General features: G+C 65.8%; 24 protein-coding genes. 14 read left to right on the plus strand and 10 right to left on the minus strand.

The genetic code is table 11. The annotated features are described in order from the left end of the window. Both acs and ACLB0R_RS03655 read left to right on the plus strand, forming a co-directional pair. Nucleotides 1-1,938, plus strand: a complete 1,938-nt coding sequence (gene acs / locus ACLB0R_RS03650) for an acetate--CoA ligase (protein ID WP_416641990.1) — start codon at nucleotides 1-3, stop codon at nucleotides 1,936-1,938. Nucleotides 1,939-2,063: 125 nt separating this feature from the next. Further along, nucleotides 2,064-4,127, plus strand: a complete 2,064-nt coding sequence (locus ACLB0R_RS03655; RefSeq protein ID WP_416641991.1) for a M13 family metallopeptidase — start codon at nucleotides 2,064-2,066, stop codon at nucleotides 4,125-4,127. Between the two features lie 22 nt (nucleotides 4,128-4,149). On the opposite strand, the gene ACLB0R_RS03660 is transcribed toward ACLB0R_RS03655, so the two are convergent. The 3 genes from ACLB0R_RS03660 to pgi form a co-directional block, all read right to left on the minus strand. After that, the gene (locus ACLB0R_RS03660; RefSeq protein ID WP_416641992.1) at nucleotides 4,150-5,445 is read right to left on the minus strand and encodes an APC family permease; all 1,296 of its coding nucleotides are present in this window, start codon (nucleotides 5,443-5,445) and stop codon (nucleotides 4,150-4,152) included. Nucleotides 5,446-5,527: 82 nt separating this feature from the next. Further along, on the minus strand, nucleotides 5,528-6,868 hold the full coding sequence (gene gorA / locus ACLB0R_RS03665; protein ID WP_416641993.1) for a glutathione-disulfide reductase: 1,341 nt from the start codon (nucleotides 6,866-6,868) through the stop codon (nucleotides 5,528-5,530). Nucleotides 6,869-6,936: 68 nt separating this feature from the next. Further along, nucleotides 6,937-8,433, minus strand: a complete 1,497-nt coding sequence (pgi, locus tag ACLB0R_RS03670) for a glucose-6-phosphate isomerase (protein ID WP_416641994.1) — start codon at nucleotides 8,431-8,433, stop codon at nucleotides 6,937-6,939. A 138-nt stretch (nucleotides 8,434-8,571) separates the two neighbouring features. Between pgi and lepB the strand changes: the two genes are divergently transcribed. The 5 genes from lepB (at nucleotide 8,572) to ACLB0R_RS03695 (ending at nucleotide 12,436) form a co-directional block, all read left to right on the plus strand. Continuing rightward, a complete protein-coding gene (gene lepB / locus ACLB0R_RS03675; protein WP_416641995.1) occupies nucleotides 8,572-9,432 on the plus strand; it encodes a signal peptidase I in 861 nt (286 codons plus the stop codon). Next, entirely contained in the window at nucleotides 9,429-10,100 is a 672-nt protein-coding gene (gene rnc, locus ACLB0R_RS03680) for a ribonuclease III (RefSeq protein ID WP_416641996.1), read from the plus strand. Before lepB ends, rnc begins: the two co-directional genes overlap by 4 nt. Nucleotides 10,101-10,245: 145 nt before the next feature. Next, nucleotides 10,246-10,563 carry a GIY-YIG nuclease family protein gene (locus tag ACLB0R_RS03685; RefSeq protein ID WP_416641997.1) on the plus strand — a complete coding sequence of 106 codons (318 nt, stop codon included), beginning with the start codon at nucleotides 10,246-10,248 and terminating at the stop codon, nucleotides 10,561-10,563. After that, nucleotides 10,560-11,465, plus strand: coding sequence for a GTPase Era (gene era / locus ACLB0R_RS03690; RefSeq protein ID WP_416641998.1), 906 nt, complete (start codon nucleotides 10,560-10,562; stop codon nucleotides 11,463-11,465). The genes ACLB0R_RS03685 and era overlap by 4 nt, the downstream gene beginning before the upstream one ends. After that, nucleotides 11,462-12,436 carry a carbon-nitrogen hydrolase family protein gene (locus ACLB0R_RS03695; RefSeq protein WP_416641999.1) on the plus strand — a complete coding sequence of 325 codons (975 nt, stop codon included), beginning with the start codon at nucleotides 11,462-11,464 and terminating at the stop codon, nucleotides 12,434-12,436. The genes era and ACLB0R_RS03695 overlap by 4 nt, the downstream gene beginning before the upstream one ends. Nucleotides 12,437-12,535: 99 nt before the next feature. Here the strand turns inward: ACLB0R_RS03695 and msrA are convergent, their stop codons facing one another. The 4 genes from msrA to pabB form a co-directional block, all read right to left on the minus strand. Further along, complete coding sequence (msrA, locus tag ACLB0R_RS03700) at nucleotides 12,536-13,195, minus strand: peptide-methionine (S)-S-oxide reductase MsrA (RefSeq protein ID WP_416642000.1); 660 nt, start codon at nucleotides 13,193-13,195, stop codon at nucleotides 12,536-12,538. A gap of 76 nt (nucleotides 13,196-13,271) precedes the next feature. Continuing rightward, nucleotides 13,272-13,415: a hypothetical protein gene (locus ACLB0R_RS03705; protein WP_416642001.1), complete on the minus strand. Its 144-nt coding sequence runs from the start codon at nucleotides 13,413-13,415 to the stop codon at nucleotides 13,272-13,274. A 139-nt stretch (nucleotides 13,416-13,554) separates the two neighbouring features. Then, on the minus strand, nucleotides 13,555-14,754 hold the full coding sequence (locus ACLB0R_RS03710; RefSeq protein WP_416642002.1) for a pyridoxal phosphate-dependent aminotransferase: 1,200 nt from the start codon (nucleotides 14,752-14,754) through the stop codon (nucleotides 13,555-13,557). Between the two features lie 53 nt (nucleotides 14,755-14,807). Further along, nucleotides 14,808-16,559: an aminodeoxychorismate synthase component I gene (pabB, locus tag ACLB0R_RS03715; protein WP_416642003.1), complete on the minus strand. Its 1,752-nt coding sequence runs from the start codon at nucleotides 16,557-16,559 to the stop codon at nucleotides 14,808-14,810. 86 nt (nucleotides 16,560-16,645) lie between these two features. On the opposite strand from pabB, the gene ACLB0R_RS03720 reads away from it, so the two are divergent. Further along, nucleotides 16,646-17,314 (plus strand): MBL fold metallo-hydrolase, encoded by a 669-nt coding sequence (locus ACLB0R_RS03720; RefSeq protein WP_416642004.1) that lies wholly within the window; start codon nucleotides 16,646-16,648, stop codon nucleotides 17,312-17,314. Here ACLB0R_RS03720 and ACLB0R_RS03725 read toward each other — a convergent pair. Next, nucleotides 17,303-17,737, minus strand: a complete 435-nt coding sequence (locus ACLB0R_RS03725; protein ID WP_416642005.1) for an MAPEG family protein — start codon at nucleotides 17,735-17,737, stop codon at nucleotides 17,303-17,305. The genes ACLB0R_RS03720 and ACLB0R_RS03725 overlap by 12 nt on opposite strands. 229 nt (nucleotides 17,738-17,966) lie before the next feature. Between ACLB0R_RS03725 and rpmF the strand changes: the two genes are divergently transcribed. From rpmF to ACLB0R_RS03755, 6 genes are all read left to right on the plus strand, one after another. Further along, nucleotides 17,967-18,146, plus strand: coding sequence for a 50S ribosomal protein L32 (gene rpmF, locus ACLB0R_RS03730; RefSeq protein ID WP_416642006.1), 180 nt, complete (start codon nucleotides 17,967-17,969; stop codon nucleotides 18,144-18,146). Nucleotides 18,147-18,177: 31 nt separating this feature from the next. Continuing rightward, nucleotides 18,178-19,209, plus strand: a complete 1,032-nt coding sequence (plsX, locus tag ACLB0R_RS03735) for a phosphate acyltransferase PlsX (RefSeq protein ID WP_416642007.1) — start codon at nucleotides 18,178-18,180, stop codon at nucleotides 19,207-19,209. Next, nucleotides 19,206-20,174, plus strand: a complete 969-nt coding sequence (locus ACLB0R_RS03740; protein WP_416642008.1) for a beta-ketoacyl-ACP synthase III — start codon at nucleotides 19,206-19,208, stop codon at nucleotides 20,172-20,174. Before plsX ends, ACLB0R_RS03740 begins: the two co-directional genes overlap by 4 nt. Nucleotides 20,175-20,291: 117 nt before the next feature. Then, nucleotides 20,292-20,573 carry an integration host factor subunit alpha gene (locus ACLB0R_RS03745; protein WP_416643088.1) on the plus strand — a complete coding sequence of 94 codons (282 nt, stop codon included), beginning with the start codon at nucleotides 20,292-20,294 and terminating at the stop codon, nucleotides 20,571-20,573. An 8-nt stretch (nucleotides 20,574-20,581) separates the two neighbouring features. Beyond that, on the plus strand, nucleotides 20,582-21,004 hold the full coding sequence (locus ACLB0R_RS03750; protein ID WP_416642009.1) for a MerR family transcriptional regulator: 423 nt from the start codon (nucleotides 20,582-20,584) through the stop codon (nucleotides 21,002-21,004). A 38-nt stretch (nucleotides 21,005-21,042) separates the two neighbouring features. Next, nucleotides 21,043-21,930, plus strand: coding sequence for an ROK family protein (locus ACLB0R_RS03755; RefSeq protein ID WP_416642010.1), 888 nt, complete (start codon nucleotides 21,043-21,045; stop codon nucleotides 21,928-21,930). Nucleotides 21,931-21,945: 15 nt separating this feature from the next. Here ACLB0R_RS03755 and ACLB0R_RS03760 read toward each other — a convergent pair whose 3' ends face one another. Both ACLB0R_RS03760 and ACLB0R_RS03765 read right to left on the minus strand, forming a co-directional pair. Beyond that, on the minus strand, nucleotides 21,946-23,247 hold the full coding sequence (locus ACLB0R_RS03760) for a glycoside hydrolase family 130 protein (RefSeq protein ID WP_416643089.1): 1,302 nt from the start codon (nucleotides 23,245-23,247) through the stop codon (nucleotides 21,946-21,948). 45 nt (nucleotides 23,248-23,292) lie between these two features. Next, entirely contained in the window at nucleotides 23,293-25,593 is a 2,301-nt protein-coding gene (locus ACLB0R_RS03765) for a glycosyltransferase family 4 protein (RefSeq protein ID WP_416642011.1), read from the minus strand. Between the last annotated feature and the right edge of the window lie 46 nt (nucleotides 25,594-25,639).

Here is a 25,639-nt window from a genome sequence, read left to right on the forward strand (position 1 = left end):
ATGACCGATCTCTACCCTGTGCCGCCCGAATGGTCCGCCAATGCGCGCGTCGATGCCGCGGGGTATGAGAAGCTTTATGGCCGCGCGCTCGCCGATCCGGGCAGCTTCTGGCTAGAACAGGCGCGGCGGCTCGACTGGATCAAGCGGCCGGAGATTGCCGGCGACTGGTCGTTCGATGAGGCAGATTTTCATATCCGCTGGTTCGCCGACGGCAAGCTCAACGTCAGCGCCAACTGTATCGATCGGCACCTCGCCAAGCGTGGCGAAGAAACCGCGCTGATCTGGGAGCCCGACGATCCAACCGAAGCACCCCGCCGCTTCACTTATCGCCAGCTCCACGCCGAAGTCTGCCGCTTCGCCAATGTGCTGAAGGGCCAGGGCGTCGCCAAGGGCGACCGCGTCACCATCTACCTGCCGATGATCCCTGAGGCCGCGTTCGCGGTGCTCGCCTGCGCGCGGATCGGCGCGATCCATTCGGTGGTGTTCGGCGGGTTTTCGGCGGAAGCGCTGGCGGGACGGATCAGCGATTGCGGGTCGACGATCGTCGTGACCGCTGACGAGGGCAGGCGCGGCGACAAGCATATTCCGCTCAAGGCGGCGGTCGATGCCGCTGCCCACCACGCCCCCGGCCTGGCGAAAGTCATCGTCGTCAAGGCGGCCGGCGGCGATGTGCCGATGCAGCCGGGCCGCGACATCTGGTATCACGACGCCGCCGCCGCGGTCTCCACCGATTGCCTGCCCGAGCCGATGGGCGCGGAGGACCCGCTGTTCATCCTCTATACCAGTGGCTCGACCGGCAAGCCCAAGGGCGTGCTCCACACCAGCGGCGGCTATCTGCTCTGGGCGAGCCTGACGCATGAGCTGTGCTTCGATTACCGCCCCGGCAATGTCTGGTGGTGCGCCGCCGATATCGGCTGGGTGACGGGGCACAGCTATATCCTTTACGGCCCGCTCGCCAACGGCGCGACGACGCTGATGTATGAAGGCCTGCCCAACTGGCCCGATGCCAGCCGCATCTGGCAGATCGTCGACCGGCACCAGGTCCACACCATCTTTACCGCGCCCACCGCGCTCCGCGCGCTGATGAAGGATGGCGATGGCTTCGTGAAGGCGACCAGCCGCGCCTCGCTGAAGCTGCTCGGCACCGTCGGCGAGCCGATCAACCCCGAGGCGTGGCGCTGGTATCATGACGTCGTCGGCGAGGGGCGCTGCCCGATCATCGACACCTGGTGGCAAACCGAAACCGGCGGCGCGATGATCGCGCCGATGCCGGGCGCGACCGACCTCAAGCCCGGCAGCGCCACCCGGCCGATGCCCGGCGTCGACCCGCAGATCGTCGATGCCGAGGGCAATGTGCTGAGCGGCGCGGCGGAGGGCAATCTGGTCATCGCGCGCAGCTGGCCGGGGCAGATGCGCACCGTGTGGGGCGATCACGAGCGCTTCTTCCAGACCTATTTCACCACCTACAAAGGCAAGTATTTCACCGGCGACGGCGCGCGGCGCGATGCGGATGGCTATTACTGGATCACTGGCCGCGTCGACGACGTCATCAACGTCAGCGGCCACCGCATGGGCACCGCCGAGGTCGAATCAGCGCTGGTCCTGCATCCCAAGGTCGCCGAGGCCGCGGTGGTCGGCATGCCGCACGACATCAAGGGCCAGGGCATCTATGCCTATGTCACGCTCAACGCCGGCGAAGCGGCGTCGGACGACTTGCGGGTCGAATTGCGCCAATGGGTTCGCACCGAAATCGGCCCGATCGCGACCCCCGACGCGCTGCAATTCGCCCCCGGCCTCCCCAAGACGCGCAGCGGCAAGATCATGCGCCGCATCCTGCGCAAGATTGCCGAGGGCGATGTGTCGAGCCTGGGCGATACCAGCACGCTCGCCGATCCGTCAGTGGTCAACGATCTGGTTGCCAACCGCGTGACCGGTTAAAAATCATTGTCATGGACACCTGAAATAAAGTAAGGCGTCCATTACATTGCCGCTTGCGCGCCTAGCGACTCAGCGCTATAGCACGCCGGCACACTGGGGAAGTCCCTTTGCGAGAGGAGATATTGATGCGTTCGACCAGGCTCGTTCTGCTGGCTGGCGGGGTTGCCGCGCTGGCGCTTGCTGCGCCCGCTTTCACCAAGACCGCGACCACCAGCCACAGCGCGGCGGCAACCGCCAAGCCGCGCTATGGCAGCTTCGGCGTCGACCTGACCGCGCAAGACAAAACGGTCAAGCCGGGCGACGACTTCTGGACCTATATGAACGGTGGCTGGTCGAAGCGGACTCAGATTCCCGACGACAAGGGCGCGGTCGGCTATGGCAACATCCTGTCCGACGAAGCCGAGGTCAATGTCCGCAAAATTCTGGACGACATGGCCGCCAATCCCGGCGCTTATGGCGCGACCGGCAAGCAAGTCGGCGACTTTTACGCGAGCTGGATGGACGAGGCGGGCATCGAGGCCAAGGGCACGGCGCCGCTGAAGCCCTATCTCGATCGTATCGCCGCGGTGAACAACCTCACCGATCTGCAGGTGCTGTTCGCGACGACCGGCTATGAGAGCCCGGTCGAGCTCGGCATCTTCCCGTCGCTGGCGGACCCCACGCATTATATCGCCGCGACCGGCCAGAGCGGCCTCGGCATGGCGCGCGACAATTATCTGCTGCCAGGCGAGAAATACGAGAATTACCGCAAGGCCTATCGCGCTTATGTGCAGAAAATGCTCGAGCTGGGCGGCATTGGCGACGCCAGCGCCAAGGCCGATGCGGTCGTCGCGCTCGAAACCGCGATGGCCAAGGACCAATGGTCGCCCGAGCAGAGCCGCGACATCGCCAAGCTCAACGACCCCGAAACAGTCGATGGGCTGAAGGCCAAGGCGCCGGAATTCGACTGGGCGTTGATGCTGAAGACGGCTGGCCTCGACTCGTCGCCGACGATCCTGATGGCGAACAACACTGCCGTCACCGCGATGGGCAAAATTTTGGTCGCGACACCGCTTCAGACCTGGAAAGACTATCTCGCTTTCCACTTCATCAGCAGCAACGCGACTTTCCTGCCCAAGGCGTTCGACGACGCCAACTTCGACTTTTACAGCAAGACGCTGGGCGGTGTGCAGGTGAAGCGCGACCGGTGGAAGCGCGGCGTTCAGCTCACCAATGGCGCGCTGGGCGAAGCGGTCGGGCAGCTCTATGTCGCTCGCTATTTCCCGCCCGCCGCGCAATCGCAGATGGCCGAACTCGTCGAGAATCTGCGCGCGGCCTATAATGACCGGATCAGCGCATCGACCTGGATGGACGACGCGACCCGCAAGGCAGCGCTCGTCAAGCTCGCCGCGTTCGAGCCGCGCATTGGCCACCCCGAAAAATATATCGACTATTCAAGCTTCAAGGTCGTGCGGGGCGATATGTTGGGCAACATCCAGCGCGCCGGCGAATTCCAGCATCAGCTCGAGCTGTCGCGCTTCCCCAAGCCCGTCGATCGCACGCTGTGGGGCATGACCCCGCAGACGGTGAATGCTTATTACTATCCGCTCACCAACCAGATCACATTCCCGGCCGCCATTCTGCAGCCGCCCTTCTTCGATCCCAATGCCGATGCGGCAGTGAATTACGGCGCGATCGGCGCCGTGATCGGCCACGAAATGGGCCATGGGTTTGACGATCAGGGCAGCCTGTTCGGCCCGACCGGCAAGTTCGAGAATTGGTGGACACCGGCGGCCAAGGAAGCGTTCAAGAAGCGCACCGCAGCGCTCGCTAGCCAATATGACAAATATGAGCCGGTGCCCGGCACGCACGTCAACGGCAAGCTGACGCTGGGTGAGAATATCGGCGATCTCGGTGGCGTCGAAGCCGCCTATGCGGCCTATCAACGCTACCAGGCCAAGCACGGCAAGGCGCCGGTGATCAACGGGCTGACCGGCGACCAGCGCTTCTTCCTCGCTTATGCGCAGGCATGGCAGCAAAAGCTGCGTCCGGCGCTCGAAAACCAGCGCTTGCTGACCGACCCGCACAGCCCGGCTTATTACCGGGTGAACGGCATCGTGCGGAATGTCGACGCCTGGTACACCGCGTTCAACGTCAAGCCCGGCGACAAGCTGTACCTCGCGCCCGATCAGCGCGTGCACATCTGGTAACTTGCGAACGGCCGGGCCGGCGCTATCCCAGCGCCGGTTCGGCCGCGCTTGCCGTGTCGCGCGGGCGCAACCAGTATAGCGGGGCGGCGCTGACCATCAGTAAGGCGCTCCACAATCCTGCCTCGCCCGACCCCCACATCACCCAGACCGTAAACGCCAGGCCAATCAGCGCCGCGCCGCGCGCGACGCCGAAGCGCCAGGCAGCGACACACACGCCACCATAAAACCACAGGGTCGCCGCCGCCGTTAGCCGCAGCATGAAGTCGAGCAGTCCGGCAGTGCCGTTCGAGGCGTTGCTGAGCACCAGGATGCTGGCCAGCGTGCTCGCCAGCAACAGCACGCGCACCGGCACATCAGCGCTCGATGTGCGCGCGAACCAACGCGGCAGCAGCCCCGCACGCGCCATGCCGAGCGGCAATTCCCCCTGTACCAGTACCCAGCCATTGAGGCAGCCCACCGTGGCGATCACCGCGAAGGCGGCGACCGCGAGCGACGCCCATTCCCCCCAGAAGCGTTCGACGAACAGCGCGATCGGCGCGGTGGCTGAGGCGGCGACATCCTGCGGCAAGGCATAGTCGATACCGGTGCAGACGATGATGTAGATGAGCCCCGTCACCGCCAGCCCCGCCAGCGTCGCGCGGACGACATTGCGGGCGGGATCGCGCACGCGCTCGGTGACGAGCGAGGCGCCCTCGAAACCGACGACCGCGAAGAAAGCGAGCGTCAGCGCCGGCGTGACCTGGCCAGCGCTGAACGCGGCATGCGGATAAGCGATGAACGCCGCGCCCCCGCTGAACGCCAGGCCAACAAGGATCGCCACGACCGCGAGCAGCGGCAGCAGCTTGAGCGCCGTGGTTGCCACCTGAAACCAGCCCGCCGTCTTGGCGCCGCGCAGGTTGAGCAACGTCATCAGCCAGATGAGCGCGGTCGCCGCCAGCGCCAACCGCAGCGGTGAGGCCCGCAGCGCGGGCACGAAGACCGAAAGGTAGCGCGCCGCGGTAATCGAGATAATCGCATTGGCCGACCAGATGCCGATCCAATAGCTCCAGCCGATCAATACACCGGCGAGTGGCCCCATCGCCTCGGCACAGATCGCGATCGCGCCAGTGCTCGCCGGCCGCATCGCGGTCAGCCGGGAAAGCAGCCATGCCAGCACGAGCGCCCCACCGATCGCGACGAGCCAAGCCGCGGGGCCAGTCGCGCCGAGCGGTGCAAGCTGCGCCGGCATCACGAAAATCCCCGCGCCGATCATCCCGCCGACGACGAGCGCGGTCGCCATCCACAGCCCGAATGGTCGCGCGGTTTCGTCAGCGTGCATCAATGCCTCCCCAATGATTGGCGACAAGTGAAGCACGGTTTACGCGGCAGAGCCAGCAGGGTACGGCCAGCAGCCTGACCGGCTATTTCATCAACACCAGTTCTTCGGCCATGGTCGGGTGGAGCGCGACGGTCTGGTCGAACGCGTCCTTGGTCAGCCCCGCCTTTACTGCCACTGCCGCGACCTGAGCGATCTCGGCTGATTCCGGGCCGATCATGTGGAGGCCGACGACGCGATTCGAGGCGGCTTCGCACACCATCTTATAGAGCGCGCGCTCGTTGCGACCCGCGAGCACATTCTTCATCGGCCGAAAATCAGAGGTGTAGACGCGCACCGCGCCATATTTCTGCTTGGCTTGGCTCTCGGTGAGCCCGACAGCGCCGATCGGCGGGTGGCTGAACACCGCCGACGGGATGCAGCCATAATCGACCTGGGTGGGCTTGCCGCCGAAGAAGGTATCGGCGAAGGCCTGGCCTTCGCGGATCGCCACTGGGGTCAGCTGGACGCGATTGGTAACATCGCCGACCGCGAAGATGGTCTCTACCGAACTGCGGTTATCGGCATCGACCTTGACCGCGCCGTTGCTGAGCTCGACCCCGACCGCTTCGAGGCCGAGTCCTTCGGTGTTGGGCACCCGGCCGATCGCGTACATCACGCAATCGACGTCCATCTCGGCGCCATTGGTTAGCTGGACCTTCAGGCTGCCATCGGCCTGCTTCTCGATCGCCTTGAACGCGGCGTTGAAGCGGAACTGGATGCCCTTGGCCATCGAGATTTGCAGCAACCGGTCGCGGATCTGCTCGTCATAGCCGCGCAGGATGACATCGGTGCGGTTTAGCACCGTCACCTCGCAGCCGAATTCGTGGAAAATGCCGGCGAATTCATTGGCGATATAACCGCCGCCGGCGATCAGCACGCGCTTCGGGAGCGCGGGCAAGTGGAACGCCTCGTTCGAGGTGATGCCATGCTCGACACCGGGGAAATCGGGCAGCTGCGGCCGGGCGCCGGTGGCGATGAGGATTTTGCCGGCAGTCACCGTCTTGCCGCTTGCCAGCCGCACGCTGCTCGGGCCGGCGACCTCGGCGCGCTCCAGGATCACTTCGACCTTATGGCTGTCGAGCGTGGTCGTATAGGCGGCGTTGAGGCGATCGACCTCTGCCAGCACATTGTCGCGCAGCGTCGGCCAGCTGAAGTCGCAATCGGGCACGTCCCAGCCAAAGCGGCGCGCATCGGCCAAGTCCTCGGCGAAATGCGCGCCATAGACGAGCAGCTTCTTGGGCACGCAGCCGCGGATGACGCAGGTGCCGCCGACGCGGTATTCTTCGGCGATCGCCACCTTGGCCCCATAAGCCGCGGAAACCCGCGCCGCACGCACCCCGCCCGACCCCGCGCCGATGACGAACAGGTCATAATCGAATGCCATTGGTCCCCCGCGCGTCGAGATTGATGAGCGTTGCGCAACGCTGGCGTAAAGCTAGGGACACCAGCTGGTTACGACAACCCAGACCTCTTAATGAGATTGGTCGTAGACGGATCGAAATCGAGCGCGCCCGTCCCCGCTGCCTTGGCCATTTCCTTGCCCAGCTCAACGCCGAACTGATCGAAGGGGTTGATGCCGAGCAGCGCGGCGTTGGCAAAAGTGCGCTGCTCGTAAAAGGCGATCAGCGCGCCCAGCGTGCGCGGATCGAGCGTCTCCAGCAGCACCGTCATCGACGGCCGGTCACCGGGATAAGCGCGCGCCGGGTCGGCATCGTTAGGACGCCCCTTCATCAACGCGGCGCCTTGCGCGAAGCAGTTGAGGAGCAATTGCCGGTGATGCTCGGGGTCGAGCGCGTCGCCGCCCTCCGCCACCGCGACGAACTCGACCGGCACGAGATGCGTGCCCTGGTGGAGCAGCTGGAACACCGCGTGCTGCGCATCCGTGCCCACCCCGCCCCAGGTGATGGCTGCGGTCGGGCGGCCGACCGGCTTGCCGTCAACGGTAACGCCCTTGCCGTTCGATTCCATCTCAAGCTGCTGGAGATAACTCGGCAGCAGCCGCAGCCGTTCGTCATACGCGAACACCGCGCGCGTTTCGGCATGGCGCGCCTGGGTGTAATAAAGGTCGGCATAAGCCGCGAGCACCGGCGCATTTTCGTGGGCAGCGGCGAGGCGGAAATGGCGATCCATCTCGCCGGCGCCTTCGAGCAGTTCCTGAAATGCTTCCCAGCCCAGCGCCAGCGCCGCCGGCAGACCGATCGACGACCACAGCGAATAGCGCCCGCCGACCGATTCGGCGAAGGGCAGCACGCGGGTATCGTCGACGCCCCACTCCACCGCTTTGTCCGGCGCGGCGGTGAGCGCGACGACGCGGCCATAAGGATCGTCCACCCCGCCTTCCTTCAACCACGCCAGCGCACTCTGCGCGTTGAGCAGTGTCTCGGTGGTGGTGAAGGTCTTGGAGGCGACGATGACCAAGGTCGCATCCGCCTCGAACCGGGCGAAGGCCTCTTCCAGCGCGCAGCCATCGACATTGGAGACAATCGCAACGTCATAGCGCCCCTCGTCGCGGCCGAGCGCATCGACCAGCAGCTCAGGACCGAGCGCCGAGCCGCCGATGCCGATATGGAGGATATGGCGGATATCCCCCAGCGCGCCGGCTTCGATCGCGTCGATCAGCGCGCGCATCCGCAGATGCGTCTGCGCCGCGCGCGCAACGCTTTCCTCGGCGCCCTCGCCGCGCTCGGCGAGATGCTCGGCAGCCCGGCCTTCAGTGACGTTGACGGTCTCGCCGCGAAACAGCGCCTCGCGCTTTCCCGCCAGATCCTGCGCGCGGGCAAGCGCGTCGAACGCGGCGATCGCCTCTGTCGTCAGGTGCGTCTTCGAAAAATCGAAATACAGCCCCGCGACATCGACCGAAAAGCGCGCGACACGATCCGGGTCCGCCGCGAACAACGCCTCCAGCCGGCCGGGCGACAAGGTTTCGATGGCGGTCCAGTCGGCGGGCATGGCGGGCTCCTGTCGCTTGAGATAGCGCGCCTCCCCTAGCCCCGATGCGGCGCCCGCGCCACTGGCCAGCGGCGCGACGCAAGAAGGACGTGGCAGCGCTTGACGCCGGGCATCGCCTCGCCGCAAAGCGGGCGCGCCATGAACGATCCCAGCAGTCCCGCGCTCGCCCATGCGACCCCGCCCGAAAGCACGGTGCGCAGCGAAGTCCGCGAGACGCTGAGCTTCCTGCTGAAGCTCGTCATTGCGATTGCGGTGCTGCGCAGCTTCATCTTTTCGCCGTTCAACATCCCGTCGCAATCGATGCTGCCGAGCCTTTATGTCGGCGACTATCTGTTCGTGTCGAAATGGAATTATGGCTTTTCGCGCTATTCGCTGCCGTTCGGTGCACCGCTGATCCCAGGGCGGATTTTCAGCCGCTTGCCCGAGCGCGGCGACGTCGTCGTGTTCAAGGCACCGCCCGGCAACAGCGAGGACTGGATCAAGCGCGTCATCGGTCTGCCGGGCGATACGATCCAGATGCGCCGCGGCCAGCTGATCCTGAACGGCGTCGCGGTGCCGCATGTCCGTGTCGCCGATTTCGTCATCCCGATTTCGCCCAATTACAGCACGGTGCCCGACGCACGCACTGGCGAGATCGCTTGCCCCGCGCCGTTCCTGACGACGCAGAATGGCAAACCCGTCTGCCGCTATCACCAATATCGCGAAACGCTGCCCAATGGCCGCAGCTATATGACGCTTGATCGCGGCACGACTCGCGCCGACGATACCGGCGTTTATACAGTGCCCGCCGGCCATGTCTTCCTGATGGGCGACAATCGCGACGACAGCGAAGACAGCCGCTTTTCGACCAGCGAAGGTGGCATCAGCTATGTACCGGTCGTCAATATCGAGGGCAAAGCAAGCCATCGCTTCTGGTCCACCGACGGATCGGCGTGGTGGATTCTGCCCTGGACGTGGTTCTCCTCGGCGCGCTTTGGCCGCATCGGGAGCAACATTTGAGCGACGATGCGCTTGGCGCGTGGCTTGCCGACAGCCTCGGCACTGCGCCCGGCCAGCTTGCATTGTACGAGCGCGCGCTGACCCATGGCAGCCACCGCGCCGAGCATTATGAGCGGCTCGAATTTCTGGGCGACCGCGTGCTGGGGCTGGCGATCGCCGAATGGCTCTATGCCGAGTTTCCCGACGAGCCCGAAGGCGCGTTGTCGAAGCGCTTGAACGCGCTGGTCACCGGCGCGGTCTGCGCCTCGATCGCGCGACGGATCAGCGTGCCGCTGCACCTGAAGCTCGGCAAGCAGGCGCGCGACGATGGCGCGTCGGACAGCGACAATGTGCTGGGCGATGCGATGGAAGCGCTGATCGGCGCGCTCTATCTCGATCACGGCATCGATGCGGCGCGCGGCGCGGTGCGGCGGCTGTGGCGCGACCTGATTGCCGCGAGCCCGCGCGCACCGCAGCACCCCAAATCGGCGCTGCAGGAATGGGCAGCGCGGCACAATCGCCGCCCGCCGGAATATAGCGTCACCGATCGCAGCGGCCCGGAACACGCGCCGCGCTTCACCGTCCGCGTCGCGATCGGCAAGCTCGCCGAGGCAAGTGCTACGGGCGCCTCCAAGCAGGAAGCGGAAACCGCAGCGGCAGCGGCGCTGCTGGCGAAGGTGGAGGCATGAGCGGCGGGCAATGCTTGCGGCGCGGGAGTACGGGGCTTCGACAAGCTCAGCCCGAACGGTTCAAGGTTGCAGGCTTGTTGTTCCCACCTTCCGTTCGCCCTGAGCTTGTCGAAGGGCCGTTCTGTCGTGCCGCATGGACGGCCCAATGACATTCTGGGTCTATATGCTCCACTGCCGCGGCGGCAGCTATTATCTCGGTCATACCGATGATCTTGATCGTCGCGTGGCACAGCACCACGAAGGCAGAATTCCCGGCTTCACCGCCGAACGGTTGCCGGTCGCATTGGTTTGGAGTCAGGAATTTACGAGCCGCATCGAAGCATTGGAAGCCGAACAGCGCATCAAAGGGTGGAGCCGCACGAAGAAAATGGCCCTGATCCGTGGCGATTGGGACGATATCGCGCGGCTGGCCAAGTCCAAGAACGGGGCTTCGACAGACTCAGCCCGAACGGATAGTGAATGAAGGCGATAAATAATCCATCCTGCGGTGTCGTTGCCATAGTCGGCGCGCCCAATGCGGGCAAGTCGACCTTGGTCAATGCGCTGGTCGGCCAGAAAGTCGCGATCGTCAGCCCCAAGGCGCAGACGACGCGCACCCGGCTGATGGGCGTCGCGATCGAGGGCGAGACGCAGATATTGCTGGTCGACACACCCGGCATTTTCGATCCCAAGCGCCGGCTCGATCGCGCGATGGTGGCGGCGGCCTGGGGCGGCGCGGAAGGCGCCGATCTGATCGCGCTGGTCGTCGATGCCAAGGGCGGGCTCGGCCCCAAGGTGATGCCGATCGCCGAGGGCCTCGCCAACCGCCGCGAGCGCAAATGGCTGATCCTCAACAAGGTCGACATCGCCGACAAGGCGCGGCTGCTCGTCCATGCCGAACGGCTCAACGCGGCGGCGGGGTTCGAGGAGACCTATTTCGTCAGCGCTGCAAGCGGCGACGGCGTGCCGGAGCTCAAGTCCGCGATGGCACACGCGATGCCCGCCGGCCCCTGGCATTTCCCCGAGGATCAGGTCTCCGACGCGACCGAGCGCATGTTGGCAGCCGAAGTGACGCGCGAGCAGCTCTATCTCCAGCTCCATGCCGAACTGCCGTATGACAGCGCGGTCGAGACCGAACAGTATAAGGAGCGGCCCGACGGCTCGGTCGAGATCCACCAGCAAATCCTCGTCGCGCGGCCGACGCAACGCGCGATCGTGCTCGGCAAAGGCGGCGCGCGGATCAAGGAAATCGGCGCCCGCGCGCGCGCCGAGCTCGCCGCGCTGATGGGCCACCCGGTCCATCTTTACCTCCACGTCAAAGTGAAGGAAGGCTGGGACGAGGACCGCGACATCTATCGCGATATCGGACTGGACTGGGTGGAATGAGCAAAATGTTGAAAGCCGCGATCGTGCAGGCGCCGCCGGTGCCGCTGGCGATCACCCATGGCCTCGCCGCGCTCGCCGAGCATATCAGCGACGCGCTCGATGTGGGCGCGCGGATGGTGGCGTTCGGCGAGACGTTCCTGGGCGGTTACCCGGTCTGGCTCGACGAGGCGCCCAATGCTGCCTTGTGGGACCATAGAGGCACGCAATCGCTCCATGCGATCATGCTCGATCAGGCACTGCGGCCGAATGATCCGCGGCTGGAGCCCATCCAGGCGCTGGTCGACCAATCGGGCGCGGTCGTCTCGGTCGGCGCGCATGAGCGGGTGCGCAACAGCCTGGCCAACACGCAATATATCTTCCGCCCCGACGCGCCGCCCTTGCTCCACCGCAAGCTCGTGCCGACGCATGGCGAACGGATGATCTGGGGGCGCGGCGACGGATCGACGCTCGAAATCCACGAGGCCGAATGGGGCAAGGTCGGGCACCTGATCTGCTGGGAGCATTGGATGCCGCTCACCCGCGCGCTGATGCACCATCAGGGCGAGAGCATCCACGTCGCCGCCTGGCCCAGCGTGCGCGACATGTATCTGCTCGCCAGCCGCCATTACGCCTTCGAGGGGCGCTGCTTCGTGCTCGCCGCCGGCACCATCCAGACGCGCGACGAAGTGCTGGCGGGCCTGGAGCTTGCCGGTGGCGACGCCGATGCGCGCGATCTGCTGATGGGGATGCCGGCGGGGCAAATCCAGTTCGGCGGCAGCGCGATCATCGCGCCCGACGGCACTGTCATCTCGCAAGCCGGCAGCGATGCCGATCTGCTGGTCGCCGAGCTTGACCTGATGGATATCGGCCGCGGCCTGACTTCGCTCGATACCGATGGCCATTATGCGCGGCCCGATCTGTTCGAGCTCTACGTCGATCGCCGCCCGCGCGCCGGCTTTGGCGATGCGCCGGCGGGATTCGAACGGGCCTGACCCCAAGAACAAAGCGGCTCGCCTGCCAAGGGGGGAGCAGGCGAGCCGCGCGTCATGCCCGGCAAGGGGGGAGCCGGGCAATCGGGTCAAATCAACGCATCACGACTTCGCTATCGACTTGAACGCCGCCATGAACGCCGCGACCTTGGGCTTGTCCCAATGCGCGATGTACGGATGGTCGGGGTTCCGATCGAAGAAATGCTGGTGATACGCTTCGGCCGGGTAGAATTTACCGGTCTCAAGCTTGGTCACGATCGGCGCCGGGAACGCATGGGCGCGGCTCAATTGGTCGATATAGGCCGCCGCGACCGCGCGTTGCGCCGGGCTTTGCGGGAAAATCGCCGAGCGATAGCTCGTGCCTTCATCGGGGCCTTGGTAATTGAGCTCCGTCGGGTTGTGCGCGATGGAGAAATAGACGCGCAGCAGGGTGCCGTAGCTCACTTGGCGCGGGTTGTAGACGATGCGGATCGCCTCGGCATGGTGGGTCGTTTCGCTCGAGACCTGATCATAAGTCGCCGTGTCGGCGGTGCCGCCGGCATAGCCTGCGGTGACCGATTGCACGCCCTTTACATGCTCGAACACGGCTTCCATGCCCCAGAAGCAGCCGCCGGCAAGCACGGCCACCTGGTTGCCATTAGCGGCAGGCACGTCATGCAGCGGCGCGGGGATCGGCACGGCCCGCTCGGCAGCGGCGGGCATGCCCAGCGTCAAGGCCAAAGCGCCGGCGCCAGCCGCACCCAACAGCAAGTTACGCATCATGGTACATCCTTCTTTCGATCGATGCCCAGCTTACGCAGCAGCAATGGCAGCCGTTACACGCCACCCAATAAAATTTTCAGCTAAGGCCCAGCACCGCCGTGAGGTGCTTGAGCGCCGTGTGGACACCGTCTGCCGGTGACAAGGCAATCAGCATCACCGTACCAAGGCCAAAGCCGCCGACCAGTTGCCACAACATTTCCGATTTGAGGAACTGGCCCATCACACGCTTTTCCCTGGAGTTTATCGCCTCGCCCACCGCTGGGCGCGACTGTTGGCCGGTAAATTGTTACGCTTCGCCCGCAATCAAGGCCAAGCGATGCTATCAGCCAAAAAAGTTTAGGCTCGGTGCGCGATCAAGCTTAACGCAGCGCGGCGCAGGCGGCCTGGATGCGGCTGCATGCCTCGGTGAGCAACGCGTCCGACGTCGCATAGCTGATCCGCATCGCCGGCGAGAGACCGAACGCCGCGCCCTGCACTGCCGCCACCCGCGCGTCATCGAGCAGATAGGCGACCATGTCCTCGTCGGTCTCGATCCGCTTGCCGGCGGGCGTCGTCTTGCCGATCAGCGCGGAAAATTCGGGATAGACGTAGAACGCGCCTTCGGGACGCGGGCAGGTCATGCCATTGATCTGGTTGAGCATCGACACAACCAGATCGCGCCGCGCCTGGAACGCCGCCGCCCGCTCCTTCAGGAAATCCTGCGGACCGGTCAGCGCCGCGACCGCCGCCGCCTGCGCGATCGAGCAGGGATTGCTGGTCGATTGCGACTGGAGCTTGGCGATTGCCTTGATCAGCCACGGCGCGCCGCCGGCAAAACCGATCCGCCAGCCGGTCATCGCATAAGCCTTGGAACAGCCATTGACCGTCAGCGTGCGCTCATAGAGCGACGGGCAGACCTGCGCGATCGTCGCGAATTCGAAGCCGTCATAAACGATATGCTCGTACATATCGTCGGCGAACACCCAGACATGCGGGTGACGCTCCAGGACTTCGCCCAATGCCTTAAGTTCCGCCGCTGAATAGGCCGCACCCGTGGGATTGGACGGCGAATTGAGGATCAGCCATTTGGTCCTGGGCGTAATCGCCGCCTCAAGCTGCGCGGGCGTGATCTTGTAGTGCTGCTCGGGGCCCGCCGCGATGAACACGGGCGTGCCGCCGGCAAATTGCACGACATCGGGATAGCTCACCCAATAGGGCGCCGGCACGATGACTTCGTCGCCGGCCTCGACGGTCGCGACGATCGCGTTGAACAGCGTGTGCTTGCCGCCGACATTGGCGGTGACCTGCGCAGGGCTGTAATCGAGGCCGTTGTCGCGCTTGAACTTGGCGACGATCGCTTCCTTCAGCTCAGGAGTGCCGTCGACATTGGTATATTTGGTTTGGCCGTCGCGGATTGCCTTGATCGCCGCCTCTTTGACGAAGTCGGGCGTGTCGAAATCGGGCTCGCCGGCGCCGAGGCCGATAATATCGACGCCCTGACGCTTCAACTCGAACACGCGCGCGGTGACGGCAAGCGTCGGGCTGGGGTTGATGCGGCCGAGCGCGGCGGAGGGGTGCATGGGCGTCGCCTGTCTGTGAAGGGTCGGCGGCGCTATAGAGGCGGCGCGACGCGTTACGCAACCAATTGCGCGGGCATTAGGCCGCGGAGCGCATTGCCGATGAAGAAGCCGCCGGCGAGATCGGCGGCGGTCAGCTCGCCCTCGCGCGCGGCGCCGGTCTCGATCATTTGCTGACGGAGCACGCCGGGCAGCAGGCCGAGCCCTAGCGGTGGCGTGACGAGGGTGTCACCACGCTGGACGAACAGCGAGGTGAAGCTGCCTTCGGTGAGGCGGCCGTGCGGATCGGTGAACAGCACCTCGAAGGTGCCAGCCGCCCGTCGCGCGTCATCGTAGAAACTGCGGTCGCTGGTCTTGTGGCGCAAGCGATAATCACGCGGATCGACCGGCAGCGGCACGATCTTGACCGCCACCGGCCCGGTGGGCGCTGCGGGCATCGGCCCGGTTTCGATCGCCACCGCGCCTGAAGGCGCCAGCACCAGCCGCACTTTCGCGGGCGCGCGCAGGGTGAAGGTCGCCGCTTGAAGCTCGTTGCGCGCGGCGTGGCGATCGAACGGATAGCCCAGCGCCACCGCGCTCGCCTTCATCCGCGCGAGGTGGCGCTCGAGCAACGGCAAGCCATGCTCCGGGTCAAACGCCATCGTTTCGATCAAATCGGGCCGGCGCGAGCTCGGCAGGAATCCGGCCTTGGCGAGGCACTCGTCCCACTCGGCATCGGCTTGCGAATCGGCGACGATGCCCGAGCCGAGGCCGATCCGCGCTTCGCCATCACCCATCACCAATGTGCGGATGGCAACGTTGAACATGGCATCACCGGTCGCATCGATCCGCCCGATCGCGCCAGTATAGGCGCCGCGCGGCTCGGCTTCGGTTGTGGCGATGACCTGCATCGCGCGGATCTTAGGCGCACCGGTGATCGACCCGCAGGGAAAGAGCGCGGCAAGCACATCGATCGCATCGGCGCCGTCCGCCAACTGCGCGGTGACCGTTGAGGTCATCTGGTGGACGGTCGGATAGGTCTCGACCTCAAACAAGCTCGGCACCGCAACACTGCCCGGCACCGCGACGCGGCTGAGATCATTGCGCAGCAGATCGACGATCATCAGATTCTCGGCGCGCTGCTTGGTGTCGTCGGCAAGCGCGGCGACAAGCGCCTGATCCTCCTCCGCCGAAGCGCCGCGCGGCGCGGTGCCCTTCATCGGCCGCGTTACTAGTGTGCCGCCGTCCAGCGCGAAGAACAGCTCGGGCGAGAGCGACAGCAGCACCGCCTCCCCCGTCGCGACGATCGCGCCATAGCCGGCTCGTGCGCGCTCGCGGAGCTGGGCATAGGCGGCGAGCGGATCGCCGACCACGCTGACCGATGCCTGGAAGGTGAGATTCGCCTGATAGATATCGCCCGCTCGGATCAGCGCGAGCACCTCGGCGAGCATCGCGTCGTAACGTTCCCGCTCGATCAAAGGCTTCGCGACGCCGACCAGCGCGCCGGCAGGACCAGGGAGAAGGCTCGGCACCGCGTCCGGCGCCAGCGTCTCATACCCGTCGAACAGGCCGAACCACAGCAGCGGGGCGCCGGGCGTCACCACCTCCGCCAACACCGGCTCGAACGCAGCGCCGGCCTCAAAGGCAACATAGCCAGCCGCGTCCAGCCCCTCGGCCTGCCCGTGCCGCAATGCCGCCAGCGCCATCGGCACTTCGGCGAGCGTATCCGCCTGCACCACCCGCACCGGATCGCGATAGAGCCGCGCCGGCGCGCCATCGGCACGCGCATCGTCGAGCAGCACGAAAGGAAGGGTGTCGTCCAACCGCATGGTCGGGCCCACCCTTGCCGCCGCGCGCGCGCATCGGCAACCCCGCGTGGTTGCGGCCCGGCCCGCGCCGCCCTAGACCACCGGCCATGACCGACCAGCCCCTGCGCGCCGCGATCGTGCCCGTGACGCCGCTTCAACAGAATTGCACGTTGTTGTGGTGCACCAAGACGATGCGCGGCGCCTTCGTCGATCCCGGCGGCGATCTTGACCGGCTGAAAGCGGCCGCCGCGCAGCATGGCGTGACGATCGAGAAGATCCTGATCACCCACGGCCATATCGATCATTGCGGCGAGGCGGGCACACTGGCGGCGGAGCTCGGCGTGCCGATCGAGGGGCCGCACGAGGCCGATCGCTTCTGGATTTCGCGGCTGGGCGACGATGGCCGCACCTATGGCATCGCCGGCAGCCCGTTCGAGCCCGATCGCTGGCTCGTCCAGGGCGACCAGGTGACGGTGGGCGAGCTGGTGCTCGACGTCATCCACTGCCCCGGCCACACGCCGGGCCATGTCGTCTTTCACCACGCGCCCTCAAGCCTCGCGATCGTCGGCGACGTGCTGTTCCAGGGTTCGATCGGCCGCACCGATTTCCCGATGGGCAATCACCAGGATTTGATCGACGCGATTACCGGGCGGCTCTGGCCACTCGGCGATGACACGACCTTCGTCCCTGGCCATGGCCCGCCCAGCCGGTTCGGGCATGAGCGGCGGACGAACCCGTTTGTCGGTGATGCGGTGCTGGCGCGCTCAGCCCCGTAGCGGCGCGGCTTCGACCGCCGGCGCGCCGGTGCTGTGTGCGCTGATCAGCGGCAACGTGGCGGCGTAAAGCCCAAGACCCAGCAAGGTCAGCATCGTCGTAATCGTGCCGAACGAGCGCGCGCGGGGCGTGCCGTCCATGCCGAACGGGTGCGCGACACGGCCGAGCAGGAACACGCCGCTCACGATCCATAGCCACAGCGCGCTGCCGATGGTGAATTCGATCAGCGCGATGAGGATCACCACGAACGGCGCATATTCGACGAAATTGGCGTGCGCGCGCATCCGCGCGATTAGCTGCGGGTTGCCGCCGTCGCCAATGCTGACCTTGGCCGCGCCGCGCGCGCGACCGACGCGAAGCGCGATCCAGAAATTGATGATCGCCGCCGCGCCCGCCGTCGTCAGTGCAATGGGCAATTGAACCATGATGTCGTATCCCCTCCCCCGCGCTCGATAAGCGCGATAACCCGGCGCATGGCACGCCGCCTGGTCCCTTGCAACTATAGGCAAAATCGCTATAGCGCCCGCTTCGCGCGTCGGTCCGGCGGCGACGGGGCGTGGGCGTTGGCCGGGATGGCCGCTGGCCGTTGCCACGAGCGTTCAGGCCGGGCTATCGCAGTTTTTCGTCGATGTCGTTCATAGATAAGGTGCCGCAATGGCCGTCCCTAAGAAGAAAACCTCCCCCTCGCGGCGCGGCATGCGTCGTGCGCACGATTCGCTCCCCGTCGAGGCATTCCAGGAATGCCCGAATTGCGGCGAGCTGAAGCGCCCACACAATCTCTGCCCGTCCTGCGGCCATTATAACGGCCGTGAGATCGTCGCGGTCGAAGGCTGATTGGCAGCAGCCAGCCGGGGGGCAGCCTGATTTGACCACCACCGCCCGCATCGCGGTCGACGCCATGGGCGGCGACGAGGGGCTGGCGGTAATGCTGGCGGGCGTCGCGGTGGCGCGGTGCCGCTTCGAAGGCATGCGCTTTTTCCTGGTCGGTGACGAAGCGCAGATTCGCGCCGGGCTGGAACGGCATCCCAATCTCAGCCAGCACGCCGAGGTCATCCACGCGCCCGAAACGATCGGATCATCGGATAAGCCCAGCCAGGCCATCCGCCGCGCCAAGACAACGTCGATGGGCATTGCCATAGATCTGGTGAAACAGGGCGAGGCGGCCGCCGCCGTCTCGTCGGGCAATACCGGCGCGCTGATGGCGATGGCCAAGCTCGCACTGCGCACCCTGCCCGGGATCGACCGGCCGGCGCTGGCGGCAATGATGCCGTCGTTCGGCAAGAATGATGTCGTCATGCTCGACCTCGGCGCCAATACCGAGTGCGACGCGCGCAACCTAGTGCAATTCGCCGTGATGGGCGCGGCCTATGCGCGCACGATGCTCGACCTGGAGAGCCCCCGCGTCGCGCTGCTGAACATCGGTACCGAGGAAATGAAGGGGACCGATAGCATCCGCGAAGCCGCGCAGGCGCTGAAGGATGCGCGTCATCTGCCGATGACCTTCTCAGGGTTCGTCGAGGGCAATCAGCTGTCGCGCGGCGATGTCGACGTGATCGTCTGTGACGGCTTTTCGGGCAATATCGCGCTCAAGACCGCCGAGGGCACCGCCAAATTCGTCGCCGACTTGCTGCGCCGCGCCTTCCAGAGCTCGTTCCGCTCCAAGGTCGGCTTCCTCATCTCGCGCCCGGCAACCAAGCTGCTCAAGGATCATCTCGATCCAAACAACCACAATGGCGCGGTGTTTCTGGGCCTGAACGGCCTGGTGGTGAAGAGCCATGGCGGCGCCAACGAGATCGGCGTCGCTCACGCGATCGAAGTGGCCGCCAAATCGGTGCGTGACGATCTTACCCGCCGGATCAGCAACGATCTCGGCAATTTCGAAGCGGAGGCGGCGTGATCCGATCGGTCATCATCGGCACGGGGTCGGCGCTGCCGCAACGGCGCGTTTCCAATGCCGAGCTGGCCGCGCAAGTCGACACCTCCGACGAGTGGATCGTCGAACGTACCGGCATCCGCTTCCGCCACATCGCCGGCGAGGGTGAGACGACCGCGACGCTCGCCACCGATGCCGCCCGCGCCGCGCTGGCGACGGCAGGCGTCGAGGCGCCCGATATCGACCTGATCGTGTTGGCAACAGCCACGCCTGACCAGACTTTCCCTGCGTCGGCTACCCGCGTGCAGCAGATGCTGGGGATCAACGATTGCGTCGCATTCGATGTCGCGGCGGTGTGCTCGGGCTTTCTCTATGCGCTGCAAGTCGCCGACAGCTTGATCCGCGCCGGCAATGCCCGCCGCGCGCTGGTGATCGGCTCGGAGACGTTCAGCCGCATCCTTGACTGGGAAGACCGCGCGACCTGCGTGCTGTTCGGTGACGGCGCCGGCGCGATCGTGCTCGAAGCGCAGGACAGCGCGGATGCGGGCGGGCGCGGCATCCTCGCCAGCAAGCTCCACGCCGATGGAAGATACAATGATCTGCTCTTCGTCGATGGCGGCCCCTCGACTACTGGGACCGTCGGCAAGGTGCGGATGAAGGGCCGCGAGGTGTTCCGCCACGCCGTCGTCAATCTGGCGGCGGTCATGGAGGAAGTCATCGCCGCCGCTGGCCATGCCGCTGCCGAGATCGACTGGGTGGTGCCGCACCAGGCCAATGCCCGCATTCTGGACGCGACCGCCAAGAAGTTGGGCCTGCCGCCCGAGCGTGTGGTGATGACGGTCGACCAGCACGCCAACACGTCGGCCGCCTCGGTGCCGCTCGCGCTCGACACTGCAATGCGCGACGGGCGAATCAAGGCGGGCCAGTTGATCGTCCTCGAAGCGATGGGTGGCGGCTTCACCTGGGGAGCGGCTTTGGTAAGGGTCTGAACGCCCGCCCCAAATTGTCATCTTCGAGTAATAATCCGTATTTGTGATTCCGCCGCAACGCGTTAAGGTAAGCCGTTGGGTTTCCTGGGGAGGGTTGCAACTGTGGATACGAGCACGCTGACACGGGCGGATTTGGCCGACGCACTGCATCGCGAAGTCGGCTTGTCGAGGAGCGATTCCTCGCGCCTGGTCGAGCAGATTCTGGATACGATGACCGACGCACTGGCCAAGGGTGAGAACGTCAAGATCTCCGGCTTCGGCACGTTCGTGCTGCGCGACAAGGGGGAGCGGATCGGCCGCAATCCCAAGACCGGCGTCGAAGTGCCGATCGCGCCGCGCCGGGTGCTGACCTTCCGCGCCAGCCAGATGATGCGCGAGCGCATCGCCAAGGCCGGCTAAGCACGGCCGTGGCCGAAAAGGCAGCTGACGCCTTTCGCACCATCGGCGAGCTGTCGCGCGAGATCGGCGTTCGCCAGCACATTTTGCGCTATTGGGAAACGCGCTTTCCCCAATTGCGGCCGCTGCAGCGCGGCGGCGGGCGGCGCTATTACCGGCCTGAGGATGTGGCGCTGGTGCGCCGCATCCACGGCTTGCTCAATCAGGAAGGCTATACGATCCGCGGCGTACAAAGCGTGCTCAGCCGTGAGCATGGCGGCGCCAGAGGGGTGTCGAGCCCTGCGCCCTCAGCGACGGTGGCGGCCACGGGTGGCGGTCACGTCCCCGCGGGTGCCAGGGCGCGCGCGCCCCAGCTGAAGGCCTCGCAGATCGATGCGTTGCGGGCGCTGCGCCAGCGCCTCGCCGACGCGCTGGCGGCGGACAAGCCAGTCTAGCGCCGGCCAAAGCGTCAATCGCAGCGAATAATCAAACCATGACCCTCATCGGCGGCATCGACGCGGGCGGCACGAGCATGAAGCTGGCGACCGCCATACCCGACGGAGAGATCATCGCCAGTCACCGCGTGCCGACTGGCGAGCCTGGCGCAACGCTGGCGCAGGTCCGCAACTGGTTCGCCAGCCAGCCGCCGATCGACGGCTTGGGCGTGGCCGCGTTCGGGCCGATCCGGGTTGACCGACGAGCGCCGGATTATGGCCATCTGCTGGTCACCAGCAAGCCGGGCTGGAGCCATTTCGATCTGGGCGACGCGCTGCGCCCAATAACCCCAGGCCCGATCGCCATCGAGCTCGATGTGACGGGGGCCGCGATTGCCGAGCATCAGGTCGGCGCCGGGCAAGGCATCGCCAACTTCGCTTATGTAACAGTCGGCACCGGTGTCGGCATGGGGCTGCTGGCAGAAGGCACGCCTTTCCCCAGCGCGCTTCATCCCGAGGCCGGGCATATCTTCGCCCGGCGCCATCCCGCAGATGCGGACTTCGCCGGCACCTGCCCGCACCATGGCGACTGCATCGAGGGGATGATGTCCGCCGCGGCCATTCGCGCGCGCTGGGGCGTCGGCGCCGAAGCGTTCGACGACGATCACGCGGCCTGGCCGGTGCTCGGCCATTACGCTGGCGCACTGGCGCACGCCGCGATCCTCGTTGCCGGGGTCGATCGTGTCGCATTCGGCGGCGGCATTGGCTCGCGGCCCATCCTGGCGCGGTGGGCAATCGAGGCGTTCGAGGCGCTGGTCGGGCCATATCGATCGGTTATCGACGCACGCGGCACCGCTGCCGACATGATCGTCCCGGCCTCGCTTGGCGATCGTTCGGGCCTGATCGGCGCGCTGATCCTGGCCGAGCGCGCGTTGCACGCGCTCTGATTGCGGCCAAACCGCTCAAACCAGCTGCGCGACGATGTCCGACAAATCGGCGAACGCGAAGCCGATCGCGCTATCCGAAATACCATAAGGCAGGAACAGCTTGTCCCCCACGCGCGCGCCGCCGCACGAATAAACGACATTGGGCACATAGCCTTCACGGTCATGGTCGACCGGCGCGAGCAACGGTTGCGGGGTCCGGCCCAGCACACGCGAGGGATCGCGCTTATCGAGCAGCGCCGCGCCGATCGCGTATTTGCGCATCGGCCCGACGCCATGCGTCAACAGCAGCCAGCCCTCGTCGATTTCGATCGGCGGGCCGCAATTGCCGATCTGGATGAATTCCCACGGGAAAAGCGGCTGCATCAGCCGCTTCGCTTCATCCCAAGCGCCAACGTCGCGCGAGCGCAGCAGATAGAGGTTTTTGCCGTCCTGCCGCCCGATCATCAGATACGCGCCGTCGACCATCGCTGGGAACAATGCCATGCCCTTGTTCACCGCCGCGCCCCCGCGCATCGGCTGAAGGTCGAACGACTGGAAGTCGCGCGTGCGCAGCAATTCCGATCGAATGTCGCGGCCACTATAGGCGGTGTATGTGCCGATCCACTCGACATCGCCGCGATCATTGACCAGGCGCGTGAGGCGAAGATCTTCGAGCCCGTTGGCCTGAGCGGGCGTCACGGGGAAGATCACGGTTCCCGATAGCCGGCTGTCAGGATCGCGAGTCACGGTGACCACGCCGCCGCCGGTCGGATCCCCGCCGGTGACGATCGCCGTCGTTGCAACCGCCGGCTGTGGCGAGAGGTACAAGCTCTCATCGGCGTCGATGATCCCGTCGCGAAACACGATCGAGCTGATATGCCCCTCGCCGACCGCACGCATCGCCATCACGACCCGCAGCGATCCGCGCGATATGCCCGATTGGTCCGGGTGGGGCGTCACGGTGGGGTTCATCAGCGCTGCGGCGGCATAGCTATATTCGTGCGAGAGATAGGCGCCGATCAGGTAGCGACGCTCGGCATCGAAGCGTGACCGATCAAGGCCGATCGCTTCGGCAACGTCGTTGAAGCGACGATCGAACATGCGATGGATGTGCCAGTGGCGCCCTTCGAAATCGGCCATCACATCGTTGAGTTGCCGGGTGACCGCCGCCGCCGTCATGCTTTGAACGTCGCGGACGAGCTGCACCGCCCGCCCCGGCTCGATGCCATTCGCGTGCCAGGAAAGCTGGAAGGGACGAATAACGACCCGCGTCGGGTCGGCGACGAGGCGTTCGTCGAGCCGACGCAGGATGGAACCGGCTGTCTGGGCGGGCGCCATCGCCCCGATAGGGTTAGGATCGCTCGACATGCGGGCGGATGGGGCTCAAGCGACGGCGCGTTGCGCCGGTCTGCGGTCCGGCACCGCCGACAAGGGTTTGATCGCCTTTGCGGCTGCCGTCGCCGCCAGGGCTGCTTCATAGGCCAGGATCGATTCGGCGCCGCGATTGAGGTTGACGCCGGCTCGGGTCAAACCGTCATGGCACCCCGCGTCGCGGGCGTCGACTAGCGGAATGCCGAGATCATTTTCGCCGTGGAACCATGCCAGTGCGGTCTCCGCTGGCGCCAGCCATGCCGCGTCGCGCGTTGCGCGCAAGGCAGAGAGGCAAGCCTCCACCGTCGCCACCGCTTCGATCGGCTGCTGGTCGAACCGCGCGGGGGATTGGTAAGGCATGCCGAAGCTTTCGGTACCGACGGGACGGAAATGCCCCGCCGGTGCTGTCTGCATGTCGATAAGCCATCGCAAGGTCGACAAGCCGATGCCGAGAAGCGCCGCGTCGCCAAGAACCGCCGCCGCTTCGATCATCGCCTGCGGCAAACGGGCATTATCGTAGGAAAGGCTGGGCTCAAACCAGTGCCAACCCGGACGCTCGGCGGCCTGCAGCATCTCGCGGAACTTCGCCGCGCCAGAGTCGAGATGTTGCCTCAACTCGAAAGCTCCGGAGGCGTGGCGCGCGAGCGTCGCCATCCCCAGCATGGCGAATGCCGTCGCGCGCGGCGCGGTGAAATCGCGCACCATGGGCAAAGATCGAGCAAGCAGTTCGGTCGCCCATCGACGGATCTCGGGCGCATCGCTCTCGATCGCCGCATGCGCCAGCGACCAGAGGGTGCGGCCGTTGCTGTCTTCCGAGCCCACATCTTCCAGCCACCGCCGGTCAAACCCCATGAAGTTGCGGAAGCGGCCGATATCCGGCGACCAGGCATGGTCGACGAATGCGGCATAAGTGCGTGCCAGCTGGCGACGCAGTGCCGGATCACCAGTGCGCACACAGGCGGTCAGCATCAGCGCGCGGGCGTTGTCGTCGATGCAATAGCCATGATTGCGGTCAGCAATGCCGAACCTGCCATGCTGATAAATGCCGACATCGTCCGTCATCGCCGCGAGTGGCGCCATGTCGGCAACGCGATGACCGGGGCGAGCGGTATCGCGGATCGGCGTGGGCTGCTCGGCCGCCAGCCGCGCCAGGATTTTGACGGCACGCTCGGCATTATGCGCCCAGATGGTCGGCCTGGCTGCTTGCCAGATCGCCTTGCTGCGCGCGTCCAATTCGGCGGGATCAGCGAGCAGGTCGCGCAACGCGGCGGCAATCGCAGCAGGGTCGCGGAACGGCACCAACGTGCCGGCAACGCCATCGGCAAGCGCTTCCTTGGCATGAATATAGGGCGTCGACACCACGGGCCGGCCCATCGCCAGCGCGTATGCGAGCGTACCCGACGTGACCTGATCCTTACCGAGATAGGGGGTCAGGTACACGTCGCAGGCTTGCAGCTGGTCGATAATCTCGTCGTCGCCCAGATACGCATTCACGAACACGACATGATCGGCGACGCCCAACCTGTCGGCCAAGGCCAGCAGCGCCTCGCGATAGCTTTCGCCCTCGCGGCTCCGCAAGGTTGGATGCGTGGCGCCGACGATGCGATAGACGAGATCGGGATGCTCCTCGACCAGATCGGGCAGCGCAGCGATGGCATTCTCAAGCCCCTTGCCCGGCGAGAGCAGCCCGAAAGTCAGGATCGTCGGCCCGAGCGGCAGGCCAAGCCGCCGCTTCATTTCCAGGCTCGGGATCAGCGCGCGATCGGGCGCGCCATGCGGGATCACGCTGATCCGGTGGCGCGCGATCTCATAAACCTCAGCGAGCAGCTTGGCGGCGTGGTCCGCCATGACGACGAAATGGTCGGCACGCGCGGCGAGCCCGCGCATCACCAGCCGCTGATCGTCATTGGGTTCGGCCAGTACGGTGTGGAGCGTCACCAGCACCGGCTGGCGACAATGGCCTAGCAGCGCGAGCAGATAGTCGCCCGCAGCGCCGCCGAAGATGCCGAATTCATGCTGCACCCAGATCATGTCCGCGCCGGACCGCTCGATCCGAGCAGCGGTGCGAACATAAGCGGTGACATCGTCGGCAGGAATGGTCGCAACGACATCGTCGCCGTAACTGGCGCCGGCGCCATCATCCATCGCATAATGGTCGACGATCAGGTCGGGATAAGCCGCGCGGAGCGCCAACGCGCTATGCGTCGTGTACGTAGCAATGCCGCACTGGCGCGGCACCGCATTGCCGATCAACGCTATCTTGGACAGCCGCGGGAGCACCTTGCCCTCCAACCCATTGGGCTGATGCATCATCGCTGTGGCTCCACGCTGCGGCTGGTCATGATGGTGAGACGCGCGC

The sequence above is a fragment of the Sphingomonas sp. GlSt437 genome (genome assembly GCF_048015635.2).
Classification (GTDB): domain Bacteria; phylum Pseudomonadota; class Alphaproteobacteria; order Sphingomonadales; family Sphingomonadaceae; genus Sphingomonas.

Bases quoted from the DNA above. Each gene is read 5' to 3' on its own strand.
- ACLB0R_RS03660 (WP_416641992.1), bottom strand. From the start codon at position 5,445: ATGCACGCTGACGAAACCGCGCGACCATTCGGGCTGTGGATGGCGACC.
- ACLB0R_RS03695 (WP_416641999.1), top strand. From the start codon at position 11,462: ATGAGCAAAATGTTGAAAGCCGCGATCGTGCAGGCGCCGCCGGTGCCG.
- ACLB0R_RS03685 (WP_416641997.1), top strand. From the start codon at position 10,246: ATGACATTCTGGGTCTATATGCTCCACTGCCGCGGCGGCAGCTATTAT.
- msrA (WP_416642000.1), bottom strand. From the start codon at position 13,195: ATGATGCGTAACTTGCTGTTGGGTGCGGCTGGCGCCGGCGCTTTGGCC.
- era (WP_416641998.1), top strand. From the start codon at position 10,560: ATGAAGGCGATAAATAATCCATCCTGCGGTGTCGTTGCCATAGTCGGC.
- ACLB0R_RS03705 (WP_416642001.1), bottom strand. From the start codon at position 13,415: ATGGGCCAGTTCCTCAAATCGGAAATGTTGTGGCAACTGGTCGGCGGC.
- ACLB0R_RS03725 (WP_416642005.1), bottom strand. From the start codon at position 17,737: ATGGTTCAATTGCCCATTGCACTGACGACGGCGGGCGCGGCGGCGATC.
- gorA (WP_416641993.1), bottom strand. From the start codon at position 6,868: ATGGCATTCGATTATGACCTGTTCGTCATCGGCGCGGGGTCGGGCGGG.
- ACLB0R_RS03755 (WP_416642010.1), top strand. From the start codon at position 21,043: ATGACCCTCATCGGCGGCATCGACGCGGGCGGCACGAGCATGAAGCTG.
- pabB (WP_416642003.1), bottom strand. From the start codon at position 16,559: ATGCGGTTGGACGACACCCTTCCTTTCGTGCTGCTCGACGATGCGCGT.
- ACLB0R_RS03655 (WP_416641991.1), top strand. From the start codon at position 2,064: ATGCGTTCGACCAGGCTCGTTCTGCTGGCTGGCGGGGTTGCCGCGCTG.
- acs (WP_416641990.1), top strand. From the start codon at position 1: ATGACCGATCTCTACCCTGTGCCGCCCGAATGGTCCGCCAATGCGCGC.
- ACLB0R_RS03760 (WP_416643089.1), bottom strand. From the start codon at position 23,247: ATGGCGCCCGCCCAGACAGCCGGTTCCATCCTGCGTCGGCTCGACGAA.
- rpmF (WP_416642006.1), top strand. From the start codon at position 17,967: ATGGCCGTCCCTAAGAAGAAAACCTCCCCCTCGCGGCGCGGCATGCGT.
- lepB (WP_416641995.1), top strand. From the start codon at position 8,572: ATGAACGATCCCAGCAGTCCCGCGCTCGCCCATGCGACCCCGCCCGAA.
- ACLB0R_RS03720 (WP_416642004.1), top strand. From the start codon at position 16,646: ATGACCGACCAGCCCCTGCGCGCCGCGATCGTGCCCGTGACGCCGCTT.
- ACLB0R_RS03765 (WP_416642011.1), bottom strand. From the start codon at position 25,593: ATGATGCATCAGCCCAATGGGTTGGAGGGCAAGGTGCTCCCGCGGCTG.
- ACLB0R_RS03710 (WP_416642002.1), bottom strand. From the start codon at position 14,754: ATGCACCCCTCCGCCGCGCTCGGCCGCATCAACCCCAGCCCGACGCTT.
- pgi (WP_416641994.1), bottom strand. From the start codon at position 8,433: ATGCCCGCCGACTGGACCGCCATCGAAACCTTGTCGCCCGGCCGGCTG.